The organism is Serratia sp. NPDC087055, from assembly GCF_044900985.1.
Lineage (GTDB): Bacteria > Pseudomonadota > Gammaproteobacteria > Enterobacterales > Enterobacteriaceae > Serratia.
Window position 1 is genome coordinate 178,574 of record NZ_JBJDOG010000003.1, and the last position, 20,523, is coordinate 199,096.

21 protein-coding genes are annotated in these 20,523 nt (G+C 55.5%); 8 read left to right on the forward strand and 13 right to left on the reverse strand.

Annotated elements, in window-relative coordinates; translation table 11 throughout:
• Nucleotides 1–61: 61 nt before the first annotated feature.
• Together ACI2J2_RS16995 and ACI2J2_RS17000 are read left to right on the forward strand one after the other, a co-directional pair.
• Nucleotides 62–643, forward strand: a complete 582-nt coding sequence (locus ACI2J2_RS16995) for an NAD(P)H-dependent oxidoreductase (RefSeq protein ID WP_209637340.1) — start codon at nucleotides 62–64, stop codon at nucleotides 641–643.
• Between the two features lie 33 nt (nucleotides 644–676).
• Nucleotides 677–985 carry a putative quinol monooxygenase gene (locus ACI2J2_RS17000; protein ID WP_209637631.1) on the forward strand — a complete coding sequence of 103 codons (309 nt, stop codon included), beginning with the start codon at nucleotides 677–679 and terminating at the stop codon, nucleotides 983–985.
• A 26-nt stretch (nucleotides 986–1,011) separates the two neighbouring features.
• On the opposite strand, the gene ACI2J2_RS17005 is transcribed toward ACI2J2_RS17000, so the two are convergent.
• The 6 genes from ACI2J2_RS17005 to nudF form a co-directional block, all read right to left on the reverse strand.
• Complete coding sequence (locus ACI2J2_RS17005; protein ID WP_404760492.1) at nucleotides 1,012–1,908, reverse strand: LysR substrate-binding domain-containing protein; 897 nt, start codon at nucleotides 1,906–1,908, stop codon at nucleotides 1,012–1,014.
• A gap of 83 nt (nucleotides 1,909–1,991) precedes the next feature.
• A complete protein-coding gene (parE, locus tag ACI2J2_RS17010; RefSeq protein ID WP_209637336.1) occupies nucleotides 1,992–3,887 on the reverse strand; it encodes a DNA topoisomerase IV subunit B in 1,896 nt (631 codons plus the stop codon).
• Nucleotides 3,888–3,967: 80 nt separating this feature from the next.
• On the reverse strand, nucleotides 3,968–4,543 hold the full coding sequence (gene yqiA / locus ACI2J2_RS17015) for an esterase YqiA (protein WP_209637335.1): 576 nt from the start codon (nucleotides 4,541–4,543) through the stop codon (nucleotides 3,968–3,970).
• A complete protein-coding gene (gene cpdA, locus ACI2J2_RS17020) occupies nucleotides 4,543–5,370 on the reverse strand; it encodes a 3',5'-cyclic-AMP phosphodiesterase (protein WP_265555957.1) in 828 nt (275 codons plus the stop codon). Before cpdA ends, yqiA begins: the two co-directional genes overlap by 1 nt.
• Before the next feature lie 27 nt (nucleotides 5,371–5,397).
• Nucleotides 5,398–5,823, reverse strand: a complete 426-nt coding sequence (locus tag ACI2J2_RS17025) for a DUF1249 family protein (RefSeq protein WP_209637331.1) — start codon at nucleotides 5,821–5,823, stop codon at nucleotides 5,398–5,400.
• Nucleotides 5,823–6,455, reverse strand: coding sequence for an ADP-ribose diphosphatase (gene nudF / locus ACI2J2_RS17030; protein WP_037416554.1), 633 nt, complete (start codon nucleotides 6,453–6,455; stop codon nucleotides 5,823–5,825). Before nudF ends, ACI2J2_RS17025 begins: the two co-directional genes overlap by 1 nt.
• A 283-nt stretch (nucleotides 6,456–6,738) precedes the next feature.
• On the opposite strand from nudF, the gene tolC reads away from it, so the two are divergent.
• Nucleotides 6,739–8,250 carry an outer membrane channel protein TolC gene (gene tolC / locus ACI2J2_RS17035; RefSeq protein ID WP_404760493.1) on the forward strand — a complete coding sequence of 504 codons (1,512 nt, stop codon included), beginning with the start codon at nucleotides 6,739–6,741 and terminating at the stop codon, nucleotides 8,248–8,250.
• 153 nt (nucleotides 8,251–8,403) lie between these two features.
• Nucleotides 8,404–10,350: a dihydroxyacetone kinase operon transcriptional regulator DhaR gene (gene dhaR / locus ACI2J2_RS17040; protein ID WP_404760494.1), complete on the forward strand. Its 1,947-nt coding sequence runs from the start codon at nucleotides 8,404–8,406 to the stop codon at nucleotides 10,348–10,350.
• 8 nt (nucleotides 10,351–10,358) lie between these two features.
• Here dhaR and dhaM read toward each other — a convergent pair whose 3' ends face one another.
• Genes dhaM through ACI2J2_RS17060 form a run of 4 tightly spaced genes read right to left on the reverse strand, consistent with a single transcriptional unit; the run spans nucleotide 10,359 to nucleotide 14,675 of the window.
• Nucleotides 10,359–11,792, reverse strand: a complete 1,434-nt coding sequence (gene dhaM / locus ACI2J2_RS17045; RefSeq protein ID WP_404760495.1) for a dihydroxyacetone kinase phosphoryl donor subunit DhaM — start codon at nucleotides 11,790–11,792, stop codon at nucleotides 10,359–10,361.
• Nucleotides 11,793–11,803: 11 nt separating this feature from the next.
• The gene (dhaL, locus tag ACI2J2_RS17050) at nucleotides 11,804–12,436 is read right to left on the reverse strand and encodes a dihydroxyacetone kinase subunit DhaL (protein ID WP_209637313.1); all 633 of its coding nucleotides are present in this window, start codon (nucleotides 12,434–12,436) and stop codon (nucleotides 11,804–11,806) included.
• 9 nt (nucleotides 12,437–12,445) lie between these two features.
• Nucleotides 12,446–13,516 carry a dihydroxyacetone kinase subunit DhaK gene (gene dhaK / locus ACI2J2_RS17055; RefSeq protein WP_404760496.1) on the reverse strand — a complete coding sequence of 357 codons (1,071 nt, stop codon included), beginning with the start codon at nucleotides 13,514–13,516 and terminating at the stop codon, nucleotides 12,446–12,448.
• A gap of 52 nt (nucleotides 13,517–13,568) precedes the next feature.
• Entirely contained in the window at nucleotides 13,569–14,675 is a 1,107-nt protein-coding gene (locus ACI2J2_RS17060) for a glycerol dehydrogenase (protein ID WP_209637309.1), read from the reverse strand.
• Between the two features lie 354 nt (nucleotides 14,676–15,029).
• On the opposite strand from ACI2J2_RS17060, the gene ACI2J2_RS17065 reads away from it, so the two are divergent.
• The 4 genes from ACI2J2_RS17065 to ACI2J2_RS17080 all read left to right on the forward strand — a co-directional run bounded on the left by ACI2J2_RS17065 (nucleotide 15,030) and on the right by ACI2J2_RS17080 (nucleotide 18,324).
• Complete coding sequence (locus ACI2J2_RS17065) at nucleotides 15,030–15,698, forward strand: DUF1190 family protein (RefSeq protein ID WP_037416536.1); 669 nt, start codon at nucleotides 15,030–15,032, stop codon at nucleotides 15,696–15,698.
• Between the two features lie 3 nt (nucleotides 15,699–15,701).
• Complete coding sequence (locus ACI2J2_RS17070; protein ID WP_265555951.1) at nucleotides 15,702–16,862, forward strand: glutathionylspermidine synthase family protein; 1,161 nt, start codon at nucleotides 15,702–15,704, stop codon at nucleotides 16,860–16,862.
• Nucleotides 16,863–16,985: 123 nt separating this feature from the next.
• Nucleotides 16,986–17,549: a glucose-6-phosphate isomerase family protein gene (locus ACI2J2_RS17075; RefSeq protein ID WP_265555950.1), complete on the forward strand. Its 564-nt coding sequence runs from the start codon at nucleotides 16,986–16,988 to the stop codon at nucleotides 17,547–17,549.
• A complete protein-coding gene (locus ACI2J2_RS17080) occupies nucleotides 17,542–18,324 on the forward strand; it encodes a glucose-6-phosphate isomerase family protein (RefSeq protein WP_265555949.1) in 783 nt (260 codons plus the stop codon). Before ACI2J2_RS17075 ends, ACI2J2_RS17080 begins: the two co-directional genes overlap by 8 nt.
• Before the next feature lie 55 nt (nucleotides 18,325–18,379).
• Here ACI2J2_RS17080 and ACI2J2_RS17085 read toward each other — a convergent pair whose 3' ends face one another.
• The 3 genes from ACI2J2_RS17085 to ACI2J2_RS17095 are packed head-to-tail and all read right to left on the reverse strand — an operon-like array spanning nucleotide 18,380 to nucleotide 20,518.
• Nucleotides 18,380–19,201, reverse strand: a complete 822-nt coding sequence (locus ACI2J2_RS17085; RefSeq protein WP_209637294.1) for a PTS system mannose/fructose/sorbose family transporter subunit IID — start codon at nucleotides 19,199–19,201, stop codon at nucleotides 18,380–18,382.
• Nucleotides 19,201–20,001 carry a PTS mannose/fructose/sorbose/N-acetylgalactosamine transporter subunit IIC gene (locus ACI2J2_RS17090; protein ID WP_404760497.1) on the reverse strand — a complete coding sequence of 267 codons (801 nt, stop codon included), beginning with the start codon at nucleotides 19,999–20,001 and terminating at the stop codon, nucleotides 19,201–19,203. The genes ACI2J2_RS17085 and ACI2J2_RS17090 overlap by 1 nt, the downstream gene beginning before the upstream one ends.
• A 22-nt stretch (nucleotides 20,002–20,023) precedes the next feature.
• The gene (locus ACI2J2_RS17095; RefSeq protein ID WP_404760498.1) at nucleotides 20,024–20,518 is read right to left on the reverse strand and encodes a PTS system mannose/fructose/N-acetylgalactosamine-transporter subunit IIB; all 495 of its coding nucleotides are present in this window, start codon (nucleotides 20,516–20,518) and stop codon (nucleotides 20,024–20,026) included.
• Nucleotides 20,519–20,523: the final 5 nt, after the last annotated feature.

A 20,523-nucleotide genomic window follows, 5' to 3' on the forward strand; every position in this document is an offset into this window, starting at 1 on the left:
CTTCCCGCCCCTCTGGCGCGGAAAGCATCACATATTTTCATTCTGACAGGTGCCGTGAAAAATGAGCAATATCCTGATTATCAATGCGAAAAAACAGTTTGGTCATTCTAATGGCGAACTCAACCAGACCATGAGCGACGTCGCGGAAAGCTTCCTTCGCGATGTGCAACATGAGGTACAGGTCACCGTCGTCGATGAAGGTTACGACATCGACGCCGAAGTGCAAAAATACCTGTGGGCAGACGTGGTGATTTACCAGATGCCGGGTTGGTGGATGGGCGAACCCTGGATCTTGAAAAAATATATCGATGAAGTGTTTACCGCCGGGCACGGTAGCCTGTACGCCAGCGACGGTCGCACCCGCTCCGATGCCAGCAAGAAATACGGCTCAGGTGGCCTGATCCAAGGCAAGAAATACATGCTGAGCCTGACCTGGAACGCGCCACTGGAAGCCTTTACCGACCCAGATCAGTTTTTCCATGGCGTCGGGGTCGACGGGGTGTACCTGCACTTCCATAAAGCCAATCAATTCCTGGGCATGGAAGCGCTGCCGACCTTCATCTGTAATGATGTGATTAAACAACCGGATATCGACAGCGACATCGCACGTTATCGCGCGCATCTGACAGAAATTTTTGCTTAACTGGCATGATGCATGTCAATCAATGAGGTAGTGATGATCACCGTAATTGCAGAAATCAAGACCAAACCCGGCCACCGTGAAACCGTGCTGAAAGCGATTGAGAAACTGGTCCCCTTAGTGCTGGCGGAAGACGGTTGTAGCGAATATACGCCGATGGTAGACAGCCACACGCAGGCACCTTGGCAGAAGTTATCGCCAGATTCGGTGTTTATGCTGGAAAAGTGGGCCAGTCAGGCGCATCTGGAAAAACACCTGGATATCGCTCACATGCATCGCCATCGTGACACCATCAAAGACAGCGTGTTGGGCGTAACCATTCACGTGCTGGGTAACGCACTGTAAGCCCTTCAGGGGCCGCCTGACGGCCCCTACAATGTCTGCGTATCAATATGCGCGCTGACATAGTCCAGAAAACAGGTAATACGCGCTGCCAATTGGGTATTGCGGTAATACACCGCATTAATGGGCTGACGCACGTCCAATGTCTCCGATGCCAGTAATGGCACGAGCCGCCCGTTACGTTGATCGTCTCTCGTCATAAAATCAGCCAACTGCACGATCCCTTCACCACGCAAGGCCAACTGACGCAGCGTTTCACCGCTGGAGGCGGATATTGTCGGTGTAATGGCAAAATGCTGTGCCTGCTGATAGCGCAGCGGCCACAGATTGAGCGATTCCGGCTGCGTGAAACCGAGCAGGCAGTGGTCACGTAACGCCTCGACACTGCCAGGGATGCCATTACGGGCAAGATAGTCTGGGCTGGCTAAAATGCGTAAGCGGCTGGCACCCAACAAACGTGCATGGATGGTCGAATCTCTCAAGGCACCAATACGAATGGCAATATCGGTACGTTTCTCGAGCAAGTCGATAATCAGATTGTCGGTATTGAGCTCCAGCTCAATCTGCGGATAACTGTGGCGAAACCCTGCGACCAACGGCACGATCACGTGCTCCATAAAGGGTGCGGCGGCGTTGACTCGCAGCTTGCCGGCCGGGATCAGCCTGCGTAGCGCCATCTGTTCTTCCGCATTCTCCACCGAGCGGATAATGTCTCGCGCATGACTGAGAAAGTTTTGCCCTTCTTCAGTCAATTCCAAGCGACGCGTGGTGCGGCGCATAAGGGTCGTTTCGAGTTTTTTTTCCAACCGGCTGAGCGCCCGGCTGATACCGGAGGTGGTTTGGCCGAGCTGTTCGGCGGCGGCGGTGATGGAGCCGCTGTCGACAACCGTGGTAAACGCCAATAATTCTTCGAGGGTGATTTTCATGCATTCCGCCCTGAGTGGTCAGGCGCCACACGCAACGCCCCTACGGGAAGAAGGCCCGGCAAGGTGCCGGGCCTGACAGTCGGTCAGACAGAGAGCTCTGCCATATCGCCTTTGTCTTGCAGCCAGTTACGGCGGTCTTCAGAACGCTTCTTGGCCAACAGCATGTCCATCATCGCCAGCGTTTGATCCACGTCATCCGCATCCACCGTCAATTGCACCAGTCGGCGGGTATTAGGATCAAGTGTCGTTTCACGCAGCTGCAATGGGTTCATCTCGCCCAGCCCTTTAAAGCGCTGAACGTTTGGCTTGCCCTTTTTGCGTTTCAACTGATCCAACACGCCCGCCTTTTCTTCTTCATCCAGCGCGTAGAACACCTCTTTACCAAGGTCGATACGGTACAGAGGTGGCATAGCCACATATACGTGGCCGCCTTTGACCAGCGAGCTGAAGTGGCGCACGAACAACGCACACAGCAATGTAGCAATATGCAAACCGTCGGAGTCCGCATCCGCCAGGATACAGATCTTACCGTAACGCAGTTGGCTCAGGTCTTCACTGTCGGGATCAATGCCGATCGCTACGGAAATATCGTGTACTTCCTGCGAGGCCAACACTTCGTCCGAAGACACTTCCCAGGTATTCAGGATTTTGCCTTTCAGCGGCATGATCGCCTGATACTCGCGATCGCGCGCTTGCTTGGCTGAACCGCCCGCCGAGTCCCCTTCTACCAGGAACAATTCGGTCATGTTCAAATCTTGAGAAGTACAGTCGGCCAGTTTACCCGGCAGTGCCGGGCCGCTGGTCAGCTTCTTACGGACCACTTTCTTGGCGGCACGCAGGCGGCGTTGGGCGCTGGAAATAGCCAGTTCAGCCAACTGTTCCGCCGCTTGGATATTCTGATTCAGCCATAGGCTGAAGGCGTCTTTCACTACGCCGGAAACGAATGCCGCACACTGACGCGAAGACAGACGCTCTTTGGTCTGCCCGGCAAACTGCGGATCCTGCATCTTCACCGACAGCACATAGGCGCAGCGGTCCCAGATATCTTCAGCAGACAGTTTCACGCCACGCGGCAGGATATTACGGAACTCACAGAACTCGCGCATGGCGTCAAGCAGGCCCTGACGCAAACCGTTAACGTGGGTGCCGCCTTGCATTGTTGGGATCAGGTTCACGTAGCTTTCGGTTAACAGCTCACCGCCTTCCGGTAGCCACAACAGCGCCCAGTCTACCGCTTCGGTATCGCCGGAGAAGTTACCGACGAACGCCGCTTCCGGCAACGTGATCAGGCCGTTGACGGCTTCCATCAGGTAGTCGGTCAGACCGTCCTGATAGCACCAGCGTTGCTCGGTGTTGTTCACCTTGTCGATGAAATAGATTTCGACCCCAGGGCACAACACCGCTTTGGCTTTCAGCAAGTGACTGAGGCGCGATACCGAGAAACGAGGGCTGTCGAAGAACTGTTCGTCAGGCCAGAAATGGATGCTGGTACCGGTATTGCGCTTGCCGCAGCTGCCCGTCACCGCCAATTCCTGCACTTTATCGCCGTTTTCAAAGGCAATGCTGTAGACGTTGCCGTCACGCTTTACGTTAACTTCCACCCGCTTCGACAGGGCGTTAACCACAGAGATCCCTACGCCGTGCAGGCCGCCGGAAAACTGATAGTTCTTATTGGAGAATTTACCCCCCGCATGCAGACGACACATGATCAACTCAACCGCAGGCACGCCTTCTTCAGGGTGGATATCCACCGGCATACCGCGGCCATCGTCGATCACTTCCAGTGACTGATCGGCGTGCAAAATCACGTCGATGCGCTTGGCGTGACCGGCCAACGCTTCATCGACACTGTTATCTATCACCTCTTGACCAAGGTGATTGGGGCGCGTCGTGTCGGTATACATGCCGGGACGACGGCGCACTGGTTCTAGACCGCTGAGTACTTCAATGGCATCAGCGTTATAGCTGGATTGAGTCATCGTTGATTATTTTTTCGTGGTTAAAGGAAGGTGCCGGAAGCGTCTGCTCGATTCCCTTCGTGGTTCAAACCGCAGCCGGGTTATAGCCCTAAAAAATCCACAATCTGGGGGAAGTAGTGCTCGAAACCGACGAAGGCATGGTTTCCACCCGACTCCACCGTCTGTCGGCACGCGGTGTAATAGGCGACCGCTTGCCCATAATCGAGAATTTCATCGCCCGTTTGTTGCAGTAACCAGATTAAATCCGGTGACTCCAAGGGATCGATCTGCATCGTTTTCAGATCGTAAACGTGACGTGACTCTAACACATATTGCTGACCGGTGTAGGGGTTCTCGTTTTCGCCAAGGTAGTCAATCAACAGCTCAAACGGCTTCACCGCAGGGTTAACCACTACCGCTGGCAGTGAAAAACACTGTGAAAGCCAGGTCGCGTAGTAGCCTCCCAGTGAAGAACCGACCACGCCTATCGTCTGCCCGGCACGCTCCATCACCATGTTCTCGATCATCTCGGCGGCATCCGCCGGGAAAACCGGCAACTGCGGCACCAACATCTCAATATGCGGATGATGCTCAGCCAGCCACGCCTTGAAGGACGTTGCCTTCGCCGAGAGCGGTGAACTGTTAAAGCCGTGCAGGTAGAGCAATGTAGAAGGCATCAATATCCATCCGAATCCATGTCGGGGCGGAAATCGTCGTTTTCCAACCGGAAAACCTGTGTCTCGATGCGGCCATCGGGCAGCAAGTCAAGGTAGCGCCAGCCGGGCGAAACGTCGTCGATAGTAAAGTTGGTGCAATGTGGTTTGAATTGCACGCACGTAGACGGCGACGCCAATAAACGCCGCCCCTGCCACTCCAGATCCAGCTCCTGGTGAATATGTCCACACAGCAGCGTGTTCACTTTCGGGTAACGCAGCAATACTGCCCCCAGCATATGCGGGTTGCGCAGGCTGTGTTGATCAAGCCAGGTGCAGCCGGAAGGCAGCGGATGATGGTGCAACAGCATCAAAGTATAGCGATCGGGGTAGGCCTGAAGACAGCGCTCCATCCATTCGAGCTGGTATTCACTCAGTTCACCGTGCGGTACACCGAATACCTGGCTGTCCAGCAACAACACCTGCCAGTGATCGCCCACCAGCACGTGTTTTGACGGGGCAATGCCCGCAGCGGCCAGCGCGTCGACCATCGCTGGCTGAAAATCATGGTTACCCGGGAGCCAAACGCAAGGCGCCGGCAATCGTGCAATACCTTCAGCAAAATGCCGGTAGGCAGCCAATGAATGATCCTGCGCCAAGTCACCGGTGGCGACGATCAGATCAAAATCACGCTGTTGCGCCTTGATAGCGTCCAATACCGCATGATAGCTACGATAGGTATTGATGCCGAGCAACGTCTCATTTTCGCCGGCAAAAAGGTGGGTATCTGTTATTTGTAGAATCCTGACCCTGGCCCCACTTGCCACGGTCGGTTTAAACAGGCTTTCCAAATGGTGTCCTTTGTTATCTCAGTCTGTCTAACAAACCGGAACCGCCATCGCTCCATGCGCCAAACAGTAGCGCAACCAATCAGCAAGAAACTGGTTAATTTGATGCTTTTCGTCGCGTTGATGCAACTTTTTGTTGGGATAATCATAACGTGCTTTAAAGCGATAGATCTGCTGACTTGAACACACTTCCGCAACCATCGCATCATGATAAAGCCTTACCGTCATCGCAGGCAGGCTCCAATAGCTTACCGCCGGTGCGGTCTGCTCAATCTGCACCAGCGAGGTATAGCGCGTGGATTCAACAATAGTCAGACGATAACTGGCGCCGTTCACCTGATAAGTCACCGTTTCACCCACTTCATCATTGCGCGGCAGCAAGCGGCGCAATTGCGCGAAGTTGGTTTCGCACACTCTCATCATTTCGGGGAAATCAGGGGTATAGCGCTGTTTCATTAGTTAGCCCACTCTTTTCTTAACGATTCATGGTGCAACGCCAGCCACTGCAAAGCAATCACTGATGCCGCATTATCAATCGCGCCCTCTTCAACCCAGCGGTAAGCCTGTTCGCGGCTAACCACATGGACACGGATATCTTCATGTTCCTCTTCCAGTCCATGGATACCTTCCGCTGTGGTAGCGTCCACCTCACCCACCATGATCGACAGACGTTCACTGGTGCCGCCAGGGCTGGCCAGGTAGCTCAATACGGGCTTACAACGTCCAACCACAACGCCGGCTTCTTCTTGCGCCTCGCGGCGGCAGACGTCTTCGACACTCTCACCGGTTTCGATCATACCCGCCACCATTTCCAGTAGCCAGGGCGAACTACTGGTATCGACCGCAGCGATCCGCAGTTGTTCAATCAGCACCACTTCGTCGCGTACCGGGTCGTAAGGCAGCAACACCGCCGCATGCCCACGCTCGAAAATTTCGCGTTTAATCTCAGGGCTCATTTCACCGTTGAACAAGCGGTGGCGAAAGCGATATAAATTGAGTGAAAAAAAACCACGATAAAGCGTCTCACGTGCAATAATTTCTACATCATTTTTATCGAGAGTAACGGGCGATGGCTGTGAGTGGCTCATAAGCGAATTCTCCTGCATGAGTATGCCGATAAAATAAACAGTTTTGATGACAGAAACGGCGGGATAATCTTCCGCGGCTTTATGTTAGATTGTGAGCCATGATATCAGGTGTGACGTGCGCAGCCAGTTGAACTAAGGTAAACAGGCGCCCTGAAAGGTAAAAGTTACGCAAGATGGCACATTCAGCCACCTGAGGCGTACAAGAGACTCTGCTAGAATCGGCAACTATTTCGTCTATCGTCAGCGCTAACATAGCAATATTGCTGCACAACAAGGAATGCAAATGAAGAAACTGCTCCCCCTTCTTATCGGACTGAGCCTGGGCGGCTTCAGTGCAATGAGCCAGGCAGAGAACCTGCTGCAGGTCTACAAACAGGCTAGGGAAAGTAACCCGGATCTGCGCAAAACCGCCGCTGACCGTGACGCCGCATTCGAAAAAATCAATGAAGCGCGCAGCCCGCTGCTGCCGCAGTTGGGTTTGAGTGCCGGTTACAATTACAATAATGGCTATCGTGACAGCAATGGCGTCAACAGTAATGTAGCCAACGGCTCGCTGGCCCTGACCCAGACTATTTTCGACATGTCCAAATGGCGCGCGCTGACGCTGCAGGAAAAAACCGCCGGGATTTCCGACGTGACGTATCAAACCGCCGCGCAAACGCTAATCCTCAACACCGCTACGGCTTATTTTAACGTGTTGAGCGCCATTGATACGCTGTCTTATACCCAGGCGAATAAACAAGCGGTTTATCGTACCCTGGATCAGACCACTCAACGCTTTAACGTGGGTCTGGTAGCGATCACCGACGTGCAGAACGCCCGTTCATCCTACGACACCGTGCTGGCGGCAGAAGTGACTGCCCGTAACAACCTGGATAACGCGCTGGAATCCCTGCGCCAGGTGACCGGCACTTTCTACCCGGAACTGGCATCGCTGAACACCAGTGCCTTCAATACCAAGCGCCCGGAAGCCGTCAACAACCTGCTTAAAGAAGCCGAAAGCCGCAACCTGAGCCTGCTCTCAGCCCGTCTGAGCCAGGATCTGGCGCGTGAGCAAATCCGCTCGGCGCAAACTGGCTACATGCCAACGGTGAACCTGAACGCATCAACTGGCCTTACCAACACCCAATACAATGGATCGGTGACCCACAACAACGATCGCTATAAAGACTCTGATGCAGGCCAAAACCAAATTGGCGTATCGCTGAGCGTGCCATTGTATAGCGGCGGCCAAACCAACTCACAGGTGCAACAGGCGCAGTACAACTTCGTCGGTGCCAGTGAACAACTGGAAAGCGCGCACCGCAGCGTCGTGCAGACAGTCCGTTCTTCGTTCAATAACGTGAACGCGTCTATCAGCAGCATCAACGCATACCAACAGGCCGTTGTTTCTGCGCAAAGTTCATTGGACGCAACCGAAGCCGGTTATCAGGTGGGCACCCGTACCATCGTTGACGTGCTGGACGCAACCAGTACGCTGTATAACGCCAAGCAACAGCTCTCCAGCGCGCGTTATACCTATCTGATTAACCAATTGAACATCAAGTCCGCACTCGGTACCTTGAACGAGAACGACCTGATGATGCTGAACGGTGCATTGGGCAAGCCAATTTCTACGTCGCAAGACGTGGTCGCGCCACAGACCACCGCACAGGACGCTTACGCTGAAGGCTATAACGGTAACGCACCTGCGCCGCAAACGGCAGCACCGGTTGCGGCCACCCGCGCCTCTGCGCCAGCAGCAAGCACCACAACCCAGCCAGTACGCAATAGCGGTAACCCATTCCGCAATTAATACGCGCACGACGCTGAAAACGGAGTTCGGCCTTTGCCGCACTCCGTTTTTTTTTGTTTTGTCACGGCTTCTGCCAGCCGTCTCACAGCCCGCCCCCCACCCAGTGGTGGTATCATTATGCGATGGCTTTATACCCAAAATAAACGGGATCAGATGGATAACACTTCGCGTTGGCAACGCCTGATAGAAGGTGAACTGCCTGCGGCACAACGCCCTGCCCCCACCATTTATGCGTCCTGGCTGCGTTGCCGCAGCCTGATGCAACCGGCGGTCTGGAAAGCGCCGCACTGTGCGCTCGGTGCCACTTTCAACTCCATCTGTCAGCGTAAGAATGACCTGCTGACGCTCGGCCAGGCGGCGTTGGAAGACGCCTGTGAATACATGGAACAGCGCCGCTGCTTGCTGATGATCCTCGACGAAAGCGGCTGCATGCTATGGTTGTGCGGCGATCCCCTGACGCGCGAGCATTTGCAGCTATTGGGTTTCACCCCCGGCGCCTATTGGGCCGAAGGGGATATAGGCACCAATGCGCCGTCGCTGGCGGCGGCGGAGGGGCACCCGGTCCAGGTGCGAGGCAGCGAACATGTGCGCCAGGCGCTGCACGACTGGTCCTTCTGCGCCACGCCGGTTTATGACAACAGCGGCCGTCAGCGCGGTTCCATTGCGCTGGGCTGCCTGCTGGCCGACTGTGCCGCCGGCGATCTTTCTCTGACGCTGGCACTGGCACGCGAGATCGGCAATTCACTGAATGCCGACAGCCTGCTGGCAGAGTCCAACCGCCATCTGAACCAGCTTTACGGTCTGCTCGATGGGGTGGATGACGGCGTCATGGCCTGGGATCATCGTGGCTACCTGCAATACATCAATCAGCGTGCCGCGACGCTGCTGAAGCTCGACGAACAGCACAGCCAAGGCAAACCACTGACACAGTTACTCACGCTACCCGCCTTACTCAATCGGGCCATTGCCCAGCGTCAGCCACTGCAACATGTTGAAGTGACCTTCGAAAGCCAGCGGCAGTTTATCGCCGCGCTATTAACGCTAAAGCCGATCTTCGACGGCGAGCGCTGTAGCTTTATCGCCCTGTTGCACCCTATTGAACGGCTGCACCAGTATGTCAGCAGCCAGTTGGGGCGCGTCAGCCACAGTTTTGAACAGATGCCTTCCGCCTCATTGGAGATGCGCCGGTTGATTCGTTATGGCCAACAAGCGGCAAAAGGCCAGCATCCCATCTTGCTGTGCGGCGAGGAAGGTGTCGGCAAGGAGCTGCTCAGTCAGGCAATCCACAATGCCAGCGAGCGCGCCGCCGGGCCTTATATCGCCATCAACTGCCAGTTATTGCCGGAAGCACAAGGGCTTCGCGAACTGCTGGGTAGCGATGCCAACGAAGAAGAAGCGGGCCAACTGAGTAAGTTTGAACTTGCCAATGGCGGCACGCTGTACCTGGAGCAGATAGAGTATCTGCCGGCAGAAATGCAGTCGGCTCTGTTACAGGTGCTGAAGACTGGCGTGGTGATGCGGCTCAACTCTAACCGCGTGATCCCGGTTGATGTACGGGTGATCGCCAGCAGTGCAGCTAATCTCCCGTTGCTGGTGCAGCAGAACCGCTTTCGCCGCCAACTGTTTTACAGCCTGCAGGCGTTTGAGATCCAGATCCCCGCACTGCGCCAACGGCTTAGCGACATTCCACTGCTGGTAAAGCACCATTTGCGCACGCTGGAGCAACATTTCCAGTGTCGCTTCCGGGTGGATGATGAAGTCATGGCCCAGCTTGGGCTGTATTTGTGGCCCGGGAACGATCTGGAGTTGAAAGGCATCGTCGAACGCACGGCGATGATGTGCCACGGCCACCACCTTCAATTGGCGGATTTACCCGATCACCTGCTGAGCCACCAACCTTTGTTAGAAAGTGAACCACAACCGGGTATGCCGCTGTTAACGCTGGCGGAAATGGAACGCCAGGCGATTATCCGCGCGGCTAAAATCAGCCGCGGGCAATTGAACGAAATGGCGCAGCTACTGGAGATTGGCCGCACCACGCTGTGGCGGAAAATCAAACAATATCAGATTGATATCCGCCAGTTTAAGCTGCGTGCCTGAACGCCCTCTCAGTGGCTGAGTTGCAGCACACCGCGTGCTGCATCCAGCATCGCTTTCTGGCCGTTACGGGTTTTACTCATACAGTCGTTCATACCCACCATCATCGGTATACCCATCGCCTTGGCGAGGATCGCGCTGTGTGACAGTGCATTGCCACCACTCAGGCAGATGCCAAGCACTAAACGACGATCGAGCATGACCACATCAGACGGCATCAGTTCATCCATCACCAGAATTGCCGGGGCTGTGAGTGTAATCGGCGGCAATGGCTGCTGCTGCAGATGGCTCAGGGTGCGGCGCAGCATATCGCGAACATCCAACTCACGCGCCCGCATATATTCGTCGTCCAGCGCACGGTATTCCTCGGCTATTGCGTCCATTTCCTGCTGCCAGGCCTGCTCGGCGCTGCATTGCTGGCGGGCAATACGGCTGTAGGCCGCCTGCTGCAGATCCGGATCGTCCAGCAGCATGCTGTGGGCACCAAAAATCGCCGCCTGCGGTTTACCAATTAATGAGCCGGTACGTTCCGCCAACCGGTTCAGATCACTCAACGTATGCTGTAGCGCCTGCCGTAACCGCTGTTGTTCATTCAGTACGTCGTCGGCACCAATCTGGCGTTCAACACCCTTCGGCCAGAAACTGTAGGCCTGCCATACTGGCCCGCTGGTTACGCTTTCCGCCACCGGAATGCCGTGTAACGAAGGCAGGCTCTGCTCAGAAACCGTTTCGCCAAAGTGCTGCTCTGCCAATGCGCGAAACGCCGCCAGCGCCTGTTCGGCCTGCACGCCATCTGCAATCAGCTGGATGGTGTCGCCGTGGCGAACCTGCAAAAGTGCCAGTTGGTTAAGGCTACGCGGGTTGGCATACTGGCCTTGCTTTTCCAACACCAGTTCTGCATCAAAAGGTGCCAGTACTTCCGCCAACCGTGCCGCTGGGCGCGCATGCAGCCCATGCGGGTTCTGCACCGTCCAACTCACACGTTTTCCCTGGATCAACGGTACTTCAACCTTTGAGGTGGCCGGCGCAGCGGCTTCGCCTAACTGCGCCTGTTTGGCCTGTAACGCCCCCTGTGCTTCAGCCAGTACCTGTTCTAACCCCGCACCGGCATTAGCGGCGACCACGGCCGCCAATGTGCCTTCAACCAGCGGTGCCGAACACAGCCTGACTTTAGCGGCCAAAGCCGGATCCAACAGATCAATTGCAGTTTCAGCGCTCAACAGTGCGCTGCCCAAATCCATCAGCACCACAATGCCCACGCCGTCGGCCACTGACTCGATCGCTTCCATCACTTTGATCGCATCCGTACCTATCGGGTTATCCACATCATCGACACCCGCCGCCAACACCAGTTTGCAACCCTCGCCGCGCATCATCTGCAACGACAGCTCCTCAACGCCGCGCGCCAATTGCGCACTGTGTGAAACTACAACGATATTGATCATCTCGCCTCCTGCTATTGACCCGCGACCTCTGCCAGCGTTTTCATCATCAACATTACGGACGTCGCCCCCGGATCCTGATGACCGATACTGCGCTCACCCAGATAGCTGGCTCGCCCTTTCCGCGCCTGCATGGTGATCGTACTTTCGACCGCCTGTTCTGCCCGTTCGCCGGCACGTTGCAAAGCTTCCGCCACGCTCAGCTGCTGTTGCGCTGACTGGCCGAGGCTTTCAACGACCGCCCACCAAGCGTCACACATGGTTTTATCACCCGGCTCTGCCTTGCCACGCATCACCACGCCATCAACGCCTTCCTGCACCATTTGATGCAGCTCAGCCAAATCCAGGCTCTGTTTGGCGTTCGCCGCCTGCGCCGCCCGAATAAAGAATGTGCCAAACAGTGGGCCACTGGCACCACCGACACTGGACAACAGCGTCATGCCGGTGTTTTTCAGGATAAAACCAATGTCTTTGTCCGCGACCGAAGGCAATTTCTCCACGACCTTATTGAAGCCACGATTCATGTTCAGCCCGTGGTCGGCATCGCCGATTTCGGTATCTAACTGGGTTAAAAAATCGCGCTGCTGGGTAAATACCTCACCGCAGCGCATTAGCCAATCGACCACCTGTTGTTTGGTTAACGCCATGATTCCTCCTCAGCAACCCCAACGCAGCGCAGGCGTTTTCACCGGCGCATCCCACAAGGACAACAACTCGTCATCCACCTTCAGCAACGTGATAGAGACCCCTTGCATATCCAAAGACGTGCAGTAGGAACCCACCAGGCTGCGCTCAACGATCATCCCAGCTTCTGCGCAACGCTCTGCCAAGCGGTGATAAACGCCATACAATTCGGACAGGGGTGTCGCGCCCAGGTTATTGACCAATGCAATCACTCGGTCGCCGCGCGTCAGCGGTTGTTTGGTCTGCACTTCATCGCGCCATTCCCCCTGCTGGCGATCCCAAACGCGAATCGTACGCTGGTAGTGGCCGTGCTCGATCAGCGTATGGAACATGTCGTCCACCGCCGCATTGAGTGTGGTGAAGGGACGCCGTGCAATGCCCGGTTCGCCATGGATACCGACACCGAATTCCATCTCGTTTTCCGCCAGCACAAACGACGGCTTACCCGCTGCCGGGACGGTACAGGCACCCAGCGCAATGCCGATCGAATGTCCGTGGTTATTGATGCTGTGGCCCAATGTCACGATGCTATCCAAATCGTCACCGCGCGCCGCAGCAGCACCGAGCAATTTTTCCATCAATACGGTATTCGCCACTCCGCGCCGTCCTGCGGTGAACAGGCTGTCTTTAACCGCGACATCGTCGTCGACCAGCACCGTCGCCACCTGGGTACCGCTGTCATGCAGCAGTTCGGTCGCCGTTTCAAAGTTCAGTACGTCGCCGGTGTAGTTTTTAATCAGCAACAATACCCCGGCACCACCGTCAATCGCCTGGCCACATTCGTACATTTTGTCCGGCGTGGGTGACGTGAAAATCTCACCAGGGCAAGCCCCATCGAGCATGCCTTCGCCGACAAAGCCACAGTGCATCGGCTCGTGGCCACTGCCACCACCGGACAGGATCGCCACCTTGCCCGCAACCGGCGCGTCAACACGGGTGACAAACACCGGCTCCTGATGCACCAACAACTCAGGATGTGCCTCTGCCAACCCCAGCAGTTGCTCTTCCAGTACCGACTCAACGTTATTGATCAGTTTTTTCACGGTTATTTCCTCATGTGAGCAATGGGGCGCAGCCTGCTGCGCCCCTGCGCGATTAGCGTGAGTGTTGTTGCAGCCAGGCGCTGCCCAGCCGATCTGCCGTCAAGATTGCTGCCTGCACGCTGGCCGGCGTGACCTTGAACGGCATATTGTGGATAGTTTCGCCGGCAGCGCAGCTCGCCTCGGCAACGGCCATGATTTTCTCTGCCGGATCGCCACTAACCCCCATCTGCGCCAGCGTGATTGGCAAGCCCAGGCGCTGGCAGAAATCCAACACCGTTTCGATCTGCGCCATGCTGCTGTTTTGCAGCACTAACTGCGACAACGTACCAAATGCGACTTTTTCGCCGTGATACAGGTGATGACACTCTTCCAGCACGGTGAAACCGTTGTGGATAGCATGCGCAGCAGCCAGACCACTGCTTTCAAAACCGATGCCACTCAAATACGTATTGGCTTCAATAATGCGCTCGACCGCCTCCGTTACCACACCGGCCTCAACCGCCAGCTTGGCCTTAACGCCCTCCGCCAACAGCGTTTCGTAGCACAGACGTGCCAGGCTGAGCGCCGCCAACGTTGACTTGCCACCCGCCATGCTGGTGGCCTGCGCATCAAAACACGCCTGCGCCTCAAAATAGGTCGACAGTGCATCGCCCATACCCGCCACCAGCAGCCGCACCGGCGCCTTGGCAATAATCGCGCTGTCCATCACTACCATGTCAGGGTTGCGTGGGTAGATCAGGTATTCGGCAAATTCACCCTGTTCAGTGTAAATCACTGACAGCGCACTGGTTGGCGCATCGGTAGACGCAATCGTCGGGATCAACACCACCGGCAAATGCTGGTAATGCGCGATGGCCTTGGCGGTGTCCAGCGTTTTACCCCCACCAACACCGATCACGCCACGGCAGCCATGGGCCTTCAACTCTTGGCCCAACCGGTCGATTTCCTTATGGCAGCATTCGCCGTTGAACACGCAGGCGTGATGCTTCACCCCGTGGTGTTGCAAGCTGCCCATCAGGGTATCGCCCGCCAGCTTCATCACGAAGTCGTCGGCAATCACAAAATAATGGTCGGCAAGGGCTTTAGCGTATTCGCCCACGGCGGCCAATGCGTTGGCACCCTGGATGTACTTGCCTGGAGACTGGATGATTCTCAACATAACCGGATCCTTTTTGGGAAATTGGCGATGGTAACGTTCAGATATCAGGTGATGGTGCGCCGGGCCTTGTGCCGTCGCGTTGTTATGGACTGACTATAGAGCCTGCCCGCCGCTTTGCGATCTCTCGTCTTTTTCGTTCCAAAGTGGAACGTCGCTTTGCCCATGACGTTTCATAATGGAACTCTTACGCAGCTTTTTTAGCCAGTAAAGCGAACTGGCGCACAGCCTAACGTATAGCTGCGTAAAGAGTGGATTCTATGGGCGTTTCAGCTTTAATTTTGACCATCTTTCCCCTATTCTTACGGCCACTACTGGGAAAGGGCGAAAACAGCCCGACTGATGGGATTAATAACGATGAAACGGACAAAAAACATCAACCAAGAGACGTTCCGCAAATCCTGGCGCAACTACCGTGTTGCGCCCGTAGCCTTGGCGATCAGCGCAGTCTTTATGCTGGCCGGCTGCGAGAAAAGCGATGAAACGGTCTCGATGTATCAGAATGCCGACGACTGTTCGCGCACCAACCCTTCCATGAGCGAGCAGTGCACCACCGCCTATAACAACGCCCTGAAAGAAGCCGCAAAAACCGCGCCAAAATACGCCACCCGTGAAGACTGCGTCGCTGAGTTCGGTGAAGCTCAGTGTACTCAGGCACCGGCTCCGGCACAGGCCGGCATGGCCGCTGAATCACAGAGCAGCGGCAGCTTCTGGATGCCACTGATGGCAGGTTACATGATGGGCCGTATGATGGGCGGTTCCGGCTTTGCTCAGCAGCCGCTGTTCACGTCTAAAAACGCCGCCAGCCCGGCCAACGGTAAGTTCGTTGACGCGACCGGTAAGAGTTACGGCCCAGCCACCGCCGGCGGCCGCACCATGACGGTACCAAAAACCGCAATGGCGCCAAAACCAGCAGTGACCAACACCGTCACCCGCGGTGGCTTTGGTGAGTCCGTAGCCAAGCAAAGCAGCATGCAACGCAGCAGCGCAACCTCCAACTCCAGCTCTCGCAGTATGGGCGGCTAATACATGAAACGCGTTGCGATTACCGAGCGTCCGGACTGGCGCGAAAAAGCCACCGAATTCGGCTTCCGCTTCCACACCATGTACGGCGAACCGTACTGGTGTGAGGATGCCTATTATCAATTTACGCTGGCGCAGATTGAAGAGATTGAAAGCGCCACTGCTGAATTGCACCAGATGTGTCTGCAGGTCGTAGAAAAAGTGATCGGCAGCGATGCGCTGATGGCCAAGTTCTGCATCCCGAAACACACCTGGGATTTCGTGCGCAGCTCATGGCGTACTAACCAGCCTTCACTGTATTCGCGTCTTGATCTGGCCTACGACGGTGTTAACCCACCCAAGCTGCTGGAAAACAACGCCGATACGCCTACCTCGCTGTACGAGGCGGCCTTTTTCCAATGGCTGTGGCTCGAAGATCAGATCAACGCCGGCAATCTCAGCCCGGAGTCCGATCAATACAACAGCCTGCAGGAAAAACTGATCGAACGTTTCGCCGATCTGAAAGCACACCACGGTTTTGGCCTGCTGCATCTGGCCTGTTGTCAGGACAGCGAGGAAGACCGCGGTACCGTGCAATACCTGCAAGATTGTGCGCTGGAAGCGGGAGTCCCGACCGAATTCCTGTTTATGGAAGACATTGGTCTGGGTGAAAAAGGCCAGTTTACCGACCTGCAAGACCAGGTCATCGGTAACCTGTTCAAACTTTACCCGTGGGAATTCATGCTGCGCGAGATCTTTTCCACCAAGCTGGAAGATGCTGGCGTGCGCTGGCTGGAGCCGGCGTGGAAAAGCATTATCTCCAACAAGGCACTGTTGCCAATGCTGTGGGAAATGTTCCCGGATCACCCAAACCTGCTGCCAGCATACTTTGCACAAGATGAGCACCCACAGCTCGATCACTACGTGACCAAGCCACTGTTCTCACGCGAAGGCGCTAATATCCAGATCGTGCAAAACGGTCAGGAAGTGGCACGCGTTGACGGCCCTTACGGTGAAGAAGGCATGATCGTGCAGCAGTTCCACCCACTGCCCCAGTTCGAAGGCAGCTATACGCTGATCGGCAGTTGGCTGGTTGACGATCAACCCTGCGGTATCGGTCTGCGTGAAGACCGCGAACTGATCACCCAGGATCTGTCGCGTTTCTACCCGCATATTATTCTCGGTTAACGCTCACATTCGTGAGTAAAAGGCGCGACAATGTCGCGCTTTTTTTATGTCTTCCTTCTGGTGATTAATCGATTAACCTTTTATACTCGATATGTCTGTTCTCCTCGGGCGGAGCAACCAGATATGAAACTGACGTCCATTATTCCACCGCAGGTCAACCTGGCGAACGGATGCTTTACCGCGCCTGATATTCAGCGTAAATCCACAACCTTGGGCAGTTTGGCGGGGATCTTCGCCGATCCCGTCGCATGGGGCGCAATGCCTGCGGAGCTTGCCGTCTATCAGGTAGAAATGCTGCCCTCCGTCCAGCAAGAAGGCGAACTGTTTGTTGGTACCACTCACCTACAACCGGGCCGGGTGGGTAACGAATTCTTTATGACCCGCGGGCATTTCCATCAGCGCCCTGAACAGGCTGAATTTTATTTTGGCCTGCGCGGTCAGGGCTTGTTGTTGCTGCAACACCGGGACGGTGATTGCGTGCTGGAACAGGTTTTCCCCGGCAGCGTTCACCATATCCCTTCCTTTACCGCTCACCGACTGATCAATACCGGTAATGATGTACTCTCTGCGCTGGCCGTCTGGCCAACGGTTGCCGGTCATAACTACGATGCGTTGCAACCCCAGGGCTTCAAGCTGCGGGTCTTTGCCAACGCCGAAGGTTGGCAAGCGGAGGCGCAATATGAGTGAGTCGATGCTGCGATTTGGTCTTGATGTACACATAAACGACAACCCGATGGGGTTTGGCTACGGGGATGAAGTGATTGGGCCATTGCCAGAGATTCGGACGTTGGAACACATCCGCCGTTCGTTACGTGATCCGGACTGCAGCGGACCAGAACAGGTCTATGCCATCGCCATGGACGTCGCCAAACAGCGGCATTTGGCTGAATTGAAGAAACGCATGTTGTTGTTCGGCATTGTCACCTATGCCAAAGGCCAATTGGGTCAGGAGCCGGTACGCAGCCAGGGGCATATACACCGCATCAGCGCCCACAGCGGCTGGTCGCCGCCGGAGCTGTATGAGATCTGGCAAGGGAAGGCGATCATTTATATGCAAGAACGCGTGGAGCATGATCCCGGCCGCTGTTTTGCCGTCCATGCCGGCCCTGGCGAGAAAGTGCTGGTACCACCGGGATGGGCGCACGCCACAATTTCAGCCGACCCCAGTCAACCACTGACCTTCGCTGCCTGGTGCGATCGTGAATATGGCTTTGAATATGATGCGGTACGCGCATACAAAGGGCTGGCGTGGTATCCGTTATTGCAGGGCAATAATATTATCTGGCAGCAAAACCCGCGCTATCAATCCGGCAGGCTACATGCCATCGGGCCACGCCAATATCACGAATTCGGTCTGAGCGACGACCCTTTGTACCTACAGTTTGAAGTCGATCCAGCGCGTTTCCAGTTCATTTCCAAACCGGGCAACGTAGCGGAAAAATGGCAACGATTTGAGCCGTGAAAGAGAAAGGGGCGAATTTATTCGCCCCCTACGCGTCACTCATTATTGCTATAGCTTACGAGAACAAACCGCAGGCTACACCGGCCGCTGCCAACACTAATAACCCAAGCATCGCTTTCACCGGAGAAAGCCCTCGCTTCGCCATCAGATACCAGGTCACCAGCACCACCATCAGCGGCATCAGGTTAGGGAAAATGCCGTCCAGCATTTGCTGCAGGTGAATATTCACCCCATCTTTGGTAACAAACTCCAAACCCGTCCCCAGTTTGACATAACTCGCCGCGACGCCGCCCATGACAAACACGCCCAGCAGGGAAAGGGCTTCGCGCAGCCGCGAGGACTTGCTACTGACCAACATCTCCACCGAGCCGGAGCCCATATGGTAGCCTTTCATAAACAGCCAGTAGGAGCCTGGAATGACGATCAAACTAAACGCGATGATGTAAAACAGCGGGCCAATCACACTGCCACCGGCCGCCAGCGCCATGCCGATACTCAATAAAATCGGGATCAGCATGCCCGGCACCATCGAGTCGCCAATACCGGCCACCGGCCCCATCAGCCCCACTTTGAGCGTGTTGATGGTTTCCCCGTCGATCGGCTCGCCGTTGGCGCGTTTCTCTTCCAATCCAATCACCATGCCGTTAACAATCGCGCCCAGCTGCGGCTCGGTATTGTAAAACGAGGTATGGCGGCGAATGGCCTCAATGCGCTGTTGCTTGTCCTGATAGAGCTTTTTCAACGCGGGCATCATGCTCAGACAAAAACCGTAAGACTCCAGGCGTTCAAAGCTCATCGATGACAGGTTGTACATCATCCAACTGCGCCAGCAACGGCGCAGATCCTGCTTATTCAGTTTTGGTGTTGGCGTATCCATCAGAATTCATCCTCATCATCAGCCTGAGGCGCGGCCTGAGCGGCAGCCACCTGTGGCTCTGGCTTATAGTTGTAGTGAATAAGTGCCAGCAGCGCGCCGACGATGACCAGCGCCACCATATTCAGCTTGAGGAAAACAATGCAGATGAACCCCACCAGGAAGTAAATCAGCATGCTGTAGCTTTTAATGATCTGTTTGAGAAGAATGGCGATGCCGACTGCGGGCAGAATACCCCCCACCACGTTCATGGTGGTCAGCACCAACGCCGGCAAGCTGTCCATAAAGGCGTTGATATAACGCGCCCCAAAAAAGACGGCGATAAACGTCGGCACAAAACGCAGCAGGAAGTTGGTAACCTGCGGCCAGATAGCGCTATTGAGGTAAATCCCTGGCTCATCTCCGCGTTCTACGGCCAGATCTGCACGGTGATTCCAGTAAGAATTGAGTACCATCATGGCATTGAACAGCACGGTCCCCATGATGCCAATCGTCGCCGCCAGCGCAACCGCCACCTCCGTCCCTTTACCGGAGAGGATACCCAGCGCGATCGCCGGGAACGCCACAAAGTTGAGATCGGCCGGCATCGATCCACCCGGCGTTACCATGGCGATATACACCGCCTGTACCGCAACACCGATGATAATGCCGGTCTGTACATCGCCGAGAATAGCCCCCACCAGCATGCCGGAAACTAACGGGCGGCTGAGAATATACCAGCCTCCGGTCAGCCCCAGCAGCCAAGGGCTGCTCAGCGCGCCGAGATAACACAGAATCCCGATAAGCGTCGCTTCAAACCACATAGTTAACTCCTGCCGTTTAGGCTTATTTGAGTTTCTTTTTTGCGTCCAACCAACTGAAATGACTGGCGTCAGGGACCAAACGGAATTCAATGGCATGCCCGTGTTTGGTCAGGAAATCAAAAGCAGCGGCCTCTGTGGCACTCACTGATTGATTCGGGCCAATCGTCACCGTTTCCTTACGGGCAGACATAGGTCCAACGTTAATCTTCTTGTTCCGGTTACTGAGATCTATCCCTGCTTCCATCAACCTACGCAGCGTGACCGGAGATTTGCCAATCACAAAATATTGCTTGTCACTGGCGATCACTTTCGGCAATTTTTCTATTGCCTGCTGTACGGTAAATAACCACACCTTGGTGTCCTGTACCGCCCCTTTCATCACCGATGACAGTAGCGGATCGGCCGCCACCTCATCATCGATCGCCACGATGCCGTCACAGGGCAATTCCTTTGCCCAGCGGGTTACCAGCTGACCGTGGATGACCCGGTCGTCGATACGTACAAATGAAATGGCCATATTCT

What these genes read in the sequence shown, in the direction of transcription:
- ACI2J2_RS17065 (WP_037416536.1), top strand. Translation starts at nt 15,030, where the DNA reads ATGAAACGGACAAAAAACATCAACCAAGAGACGTTCCGCAAATCCTGG.
- nudF (WP_037416554.1), bottom strand. Translation starts at nt 6,455, where the DNA reads ATGAGCCACTCACAGCCATCGCCCGTTACTCTCGATAAAAATGATGTA.
- dhaM (WP_404760495.1), bottom strand. Translation starts at nt 11,792, where the DNA reads ATGATCAATATCGTTGTAGTTTCACACAGTGCGCAATTGGCGCGCGGC.
- ACI2J2_RS17085 (WP_209637294.1), bottom strand. Translation starts at nt 19,201, where the DNA reads ATGGATACGCCAACACCAAAACTGAATAAGCAGGATCTGCGCCGTTGC.
- ACI2J2_RS17025 (WP_209637331.1), bottom strand. Translation starts at nt 5,823, where the DNA reads ATGAAACAGCGCTATACCCCTGATTTCCCCGAAATGATGAGAGTGTGC.
- ACI2J2_RS17000 (WP_209637631.1), top strand. Translation starts at nt 677, where the DNA reads ATGATCACCGTAATTGCAGAAATCAAGACCAAACCCGGCCACCGTGAA.
- ACI2J2_RS17090 (WP_404760497.1), bottom strand. Translation starts at nt 20,001, where the DNA reads ATGTGGTTTGAAGCGACGCTTATCGGGATTCTGTGTTATCTCGGCGCG.
- ACI2J2_RS17080 (WP_265555949.1), top strand. Translation starts at nt 17,542, where the DNA reads ATGAGTGAGTCGATGCTGCGATTTGGTCTTGATGTACACATAAACGAC.
- yqiA (WP_209637335.1), bottom strand. Translation starts at nt 4,543, where the DNA reads ATGCCTTCTACATTGCTCTACCTGCACGGCTTTAACAGTTCACCGCTC.
- dhaR (WP_404760494.1), top strand. Translation starts at nt 8,404, where the DNA reads ATGGATAACACTTCGCGTTGGCAACGCCTGATAGAAGGTGAACTGCCT.
- ACI2J2_RS16995 (WP_209637340.1), top strand. Translation starts at nt 62, where the DNA reads ATGAGCAATATCCTGATTATCAATGCGAAAAAACAGTTTGGTCATTCT.
- tolC (WP_404760493.1), top strand. Translation starts at nt 6,739, where the DNA reads ATGAAGAAACTGCTCCCCCTTCTTATCGGACTGAGCCTGGGCGGCTTC.
- parE (WP_209637336.1), bottom strand. Translation starts at nt 3,887, where the DNA reads ATGACTCAATCCAGCTATAACGCTGATGCCATTGAAGTACTCAGCGGT.
- ACI2J2_RS17060 (WP_209637309.1), bottom strand. Translation starts at nt 14,675, where the DNA reads ATGTTGAGAATCATCCAGTCTCCAGGCAAGTACATCCAGGGTGCCAAC.
- ACI2J2_RS17070 (WP_265555951.1), top strand. Translation starts at nt 15,702, where the DNA reads ATGAAACGCGTTGCGATTACCGAGCGTCCGGACTGGCGCGAAAAAGCC.
- dhaL (WP_209637313.1), bottom strand. Translation starts at nt 12,436, where the DNA reads ATGGCGTTAACCAAACAACAGGTGGTCGATTGGCTAATGCGCTGCGGT.
- ACI2J2_RS17095 (WP_404760498.1), bottom strand. Translation starts at nt 20,518, where the DNA reads ATGGCCATTTCATTTGTACGTATCGACGACCGGGTCATCCACGGTCAG.
- ACI2J2_RS17075 (WP_265555950.1), top strand. Translation starts at nt 16,986, where the DNA reads ATGAAACTGACGTCCATTATTCCACCGCAGGTCAACCTGGCGAACGGA.
- ACI2J2_RS17005 (WP_404760492.1), bottom strand. Translation starts at nt 1,908, where the DNA reads ATGAAAATCACCCTCGAAGAATTATTGGCGTTTACCACGGTTGTCGAC.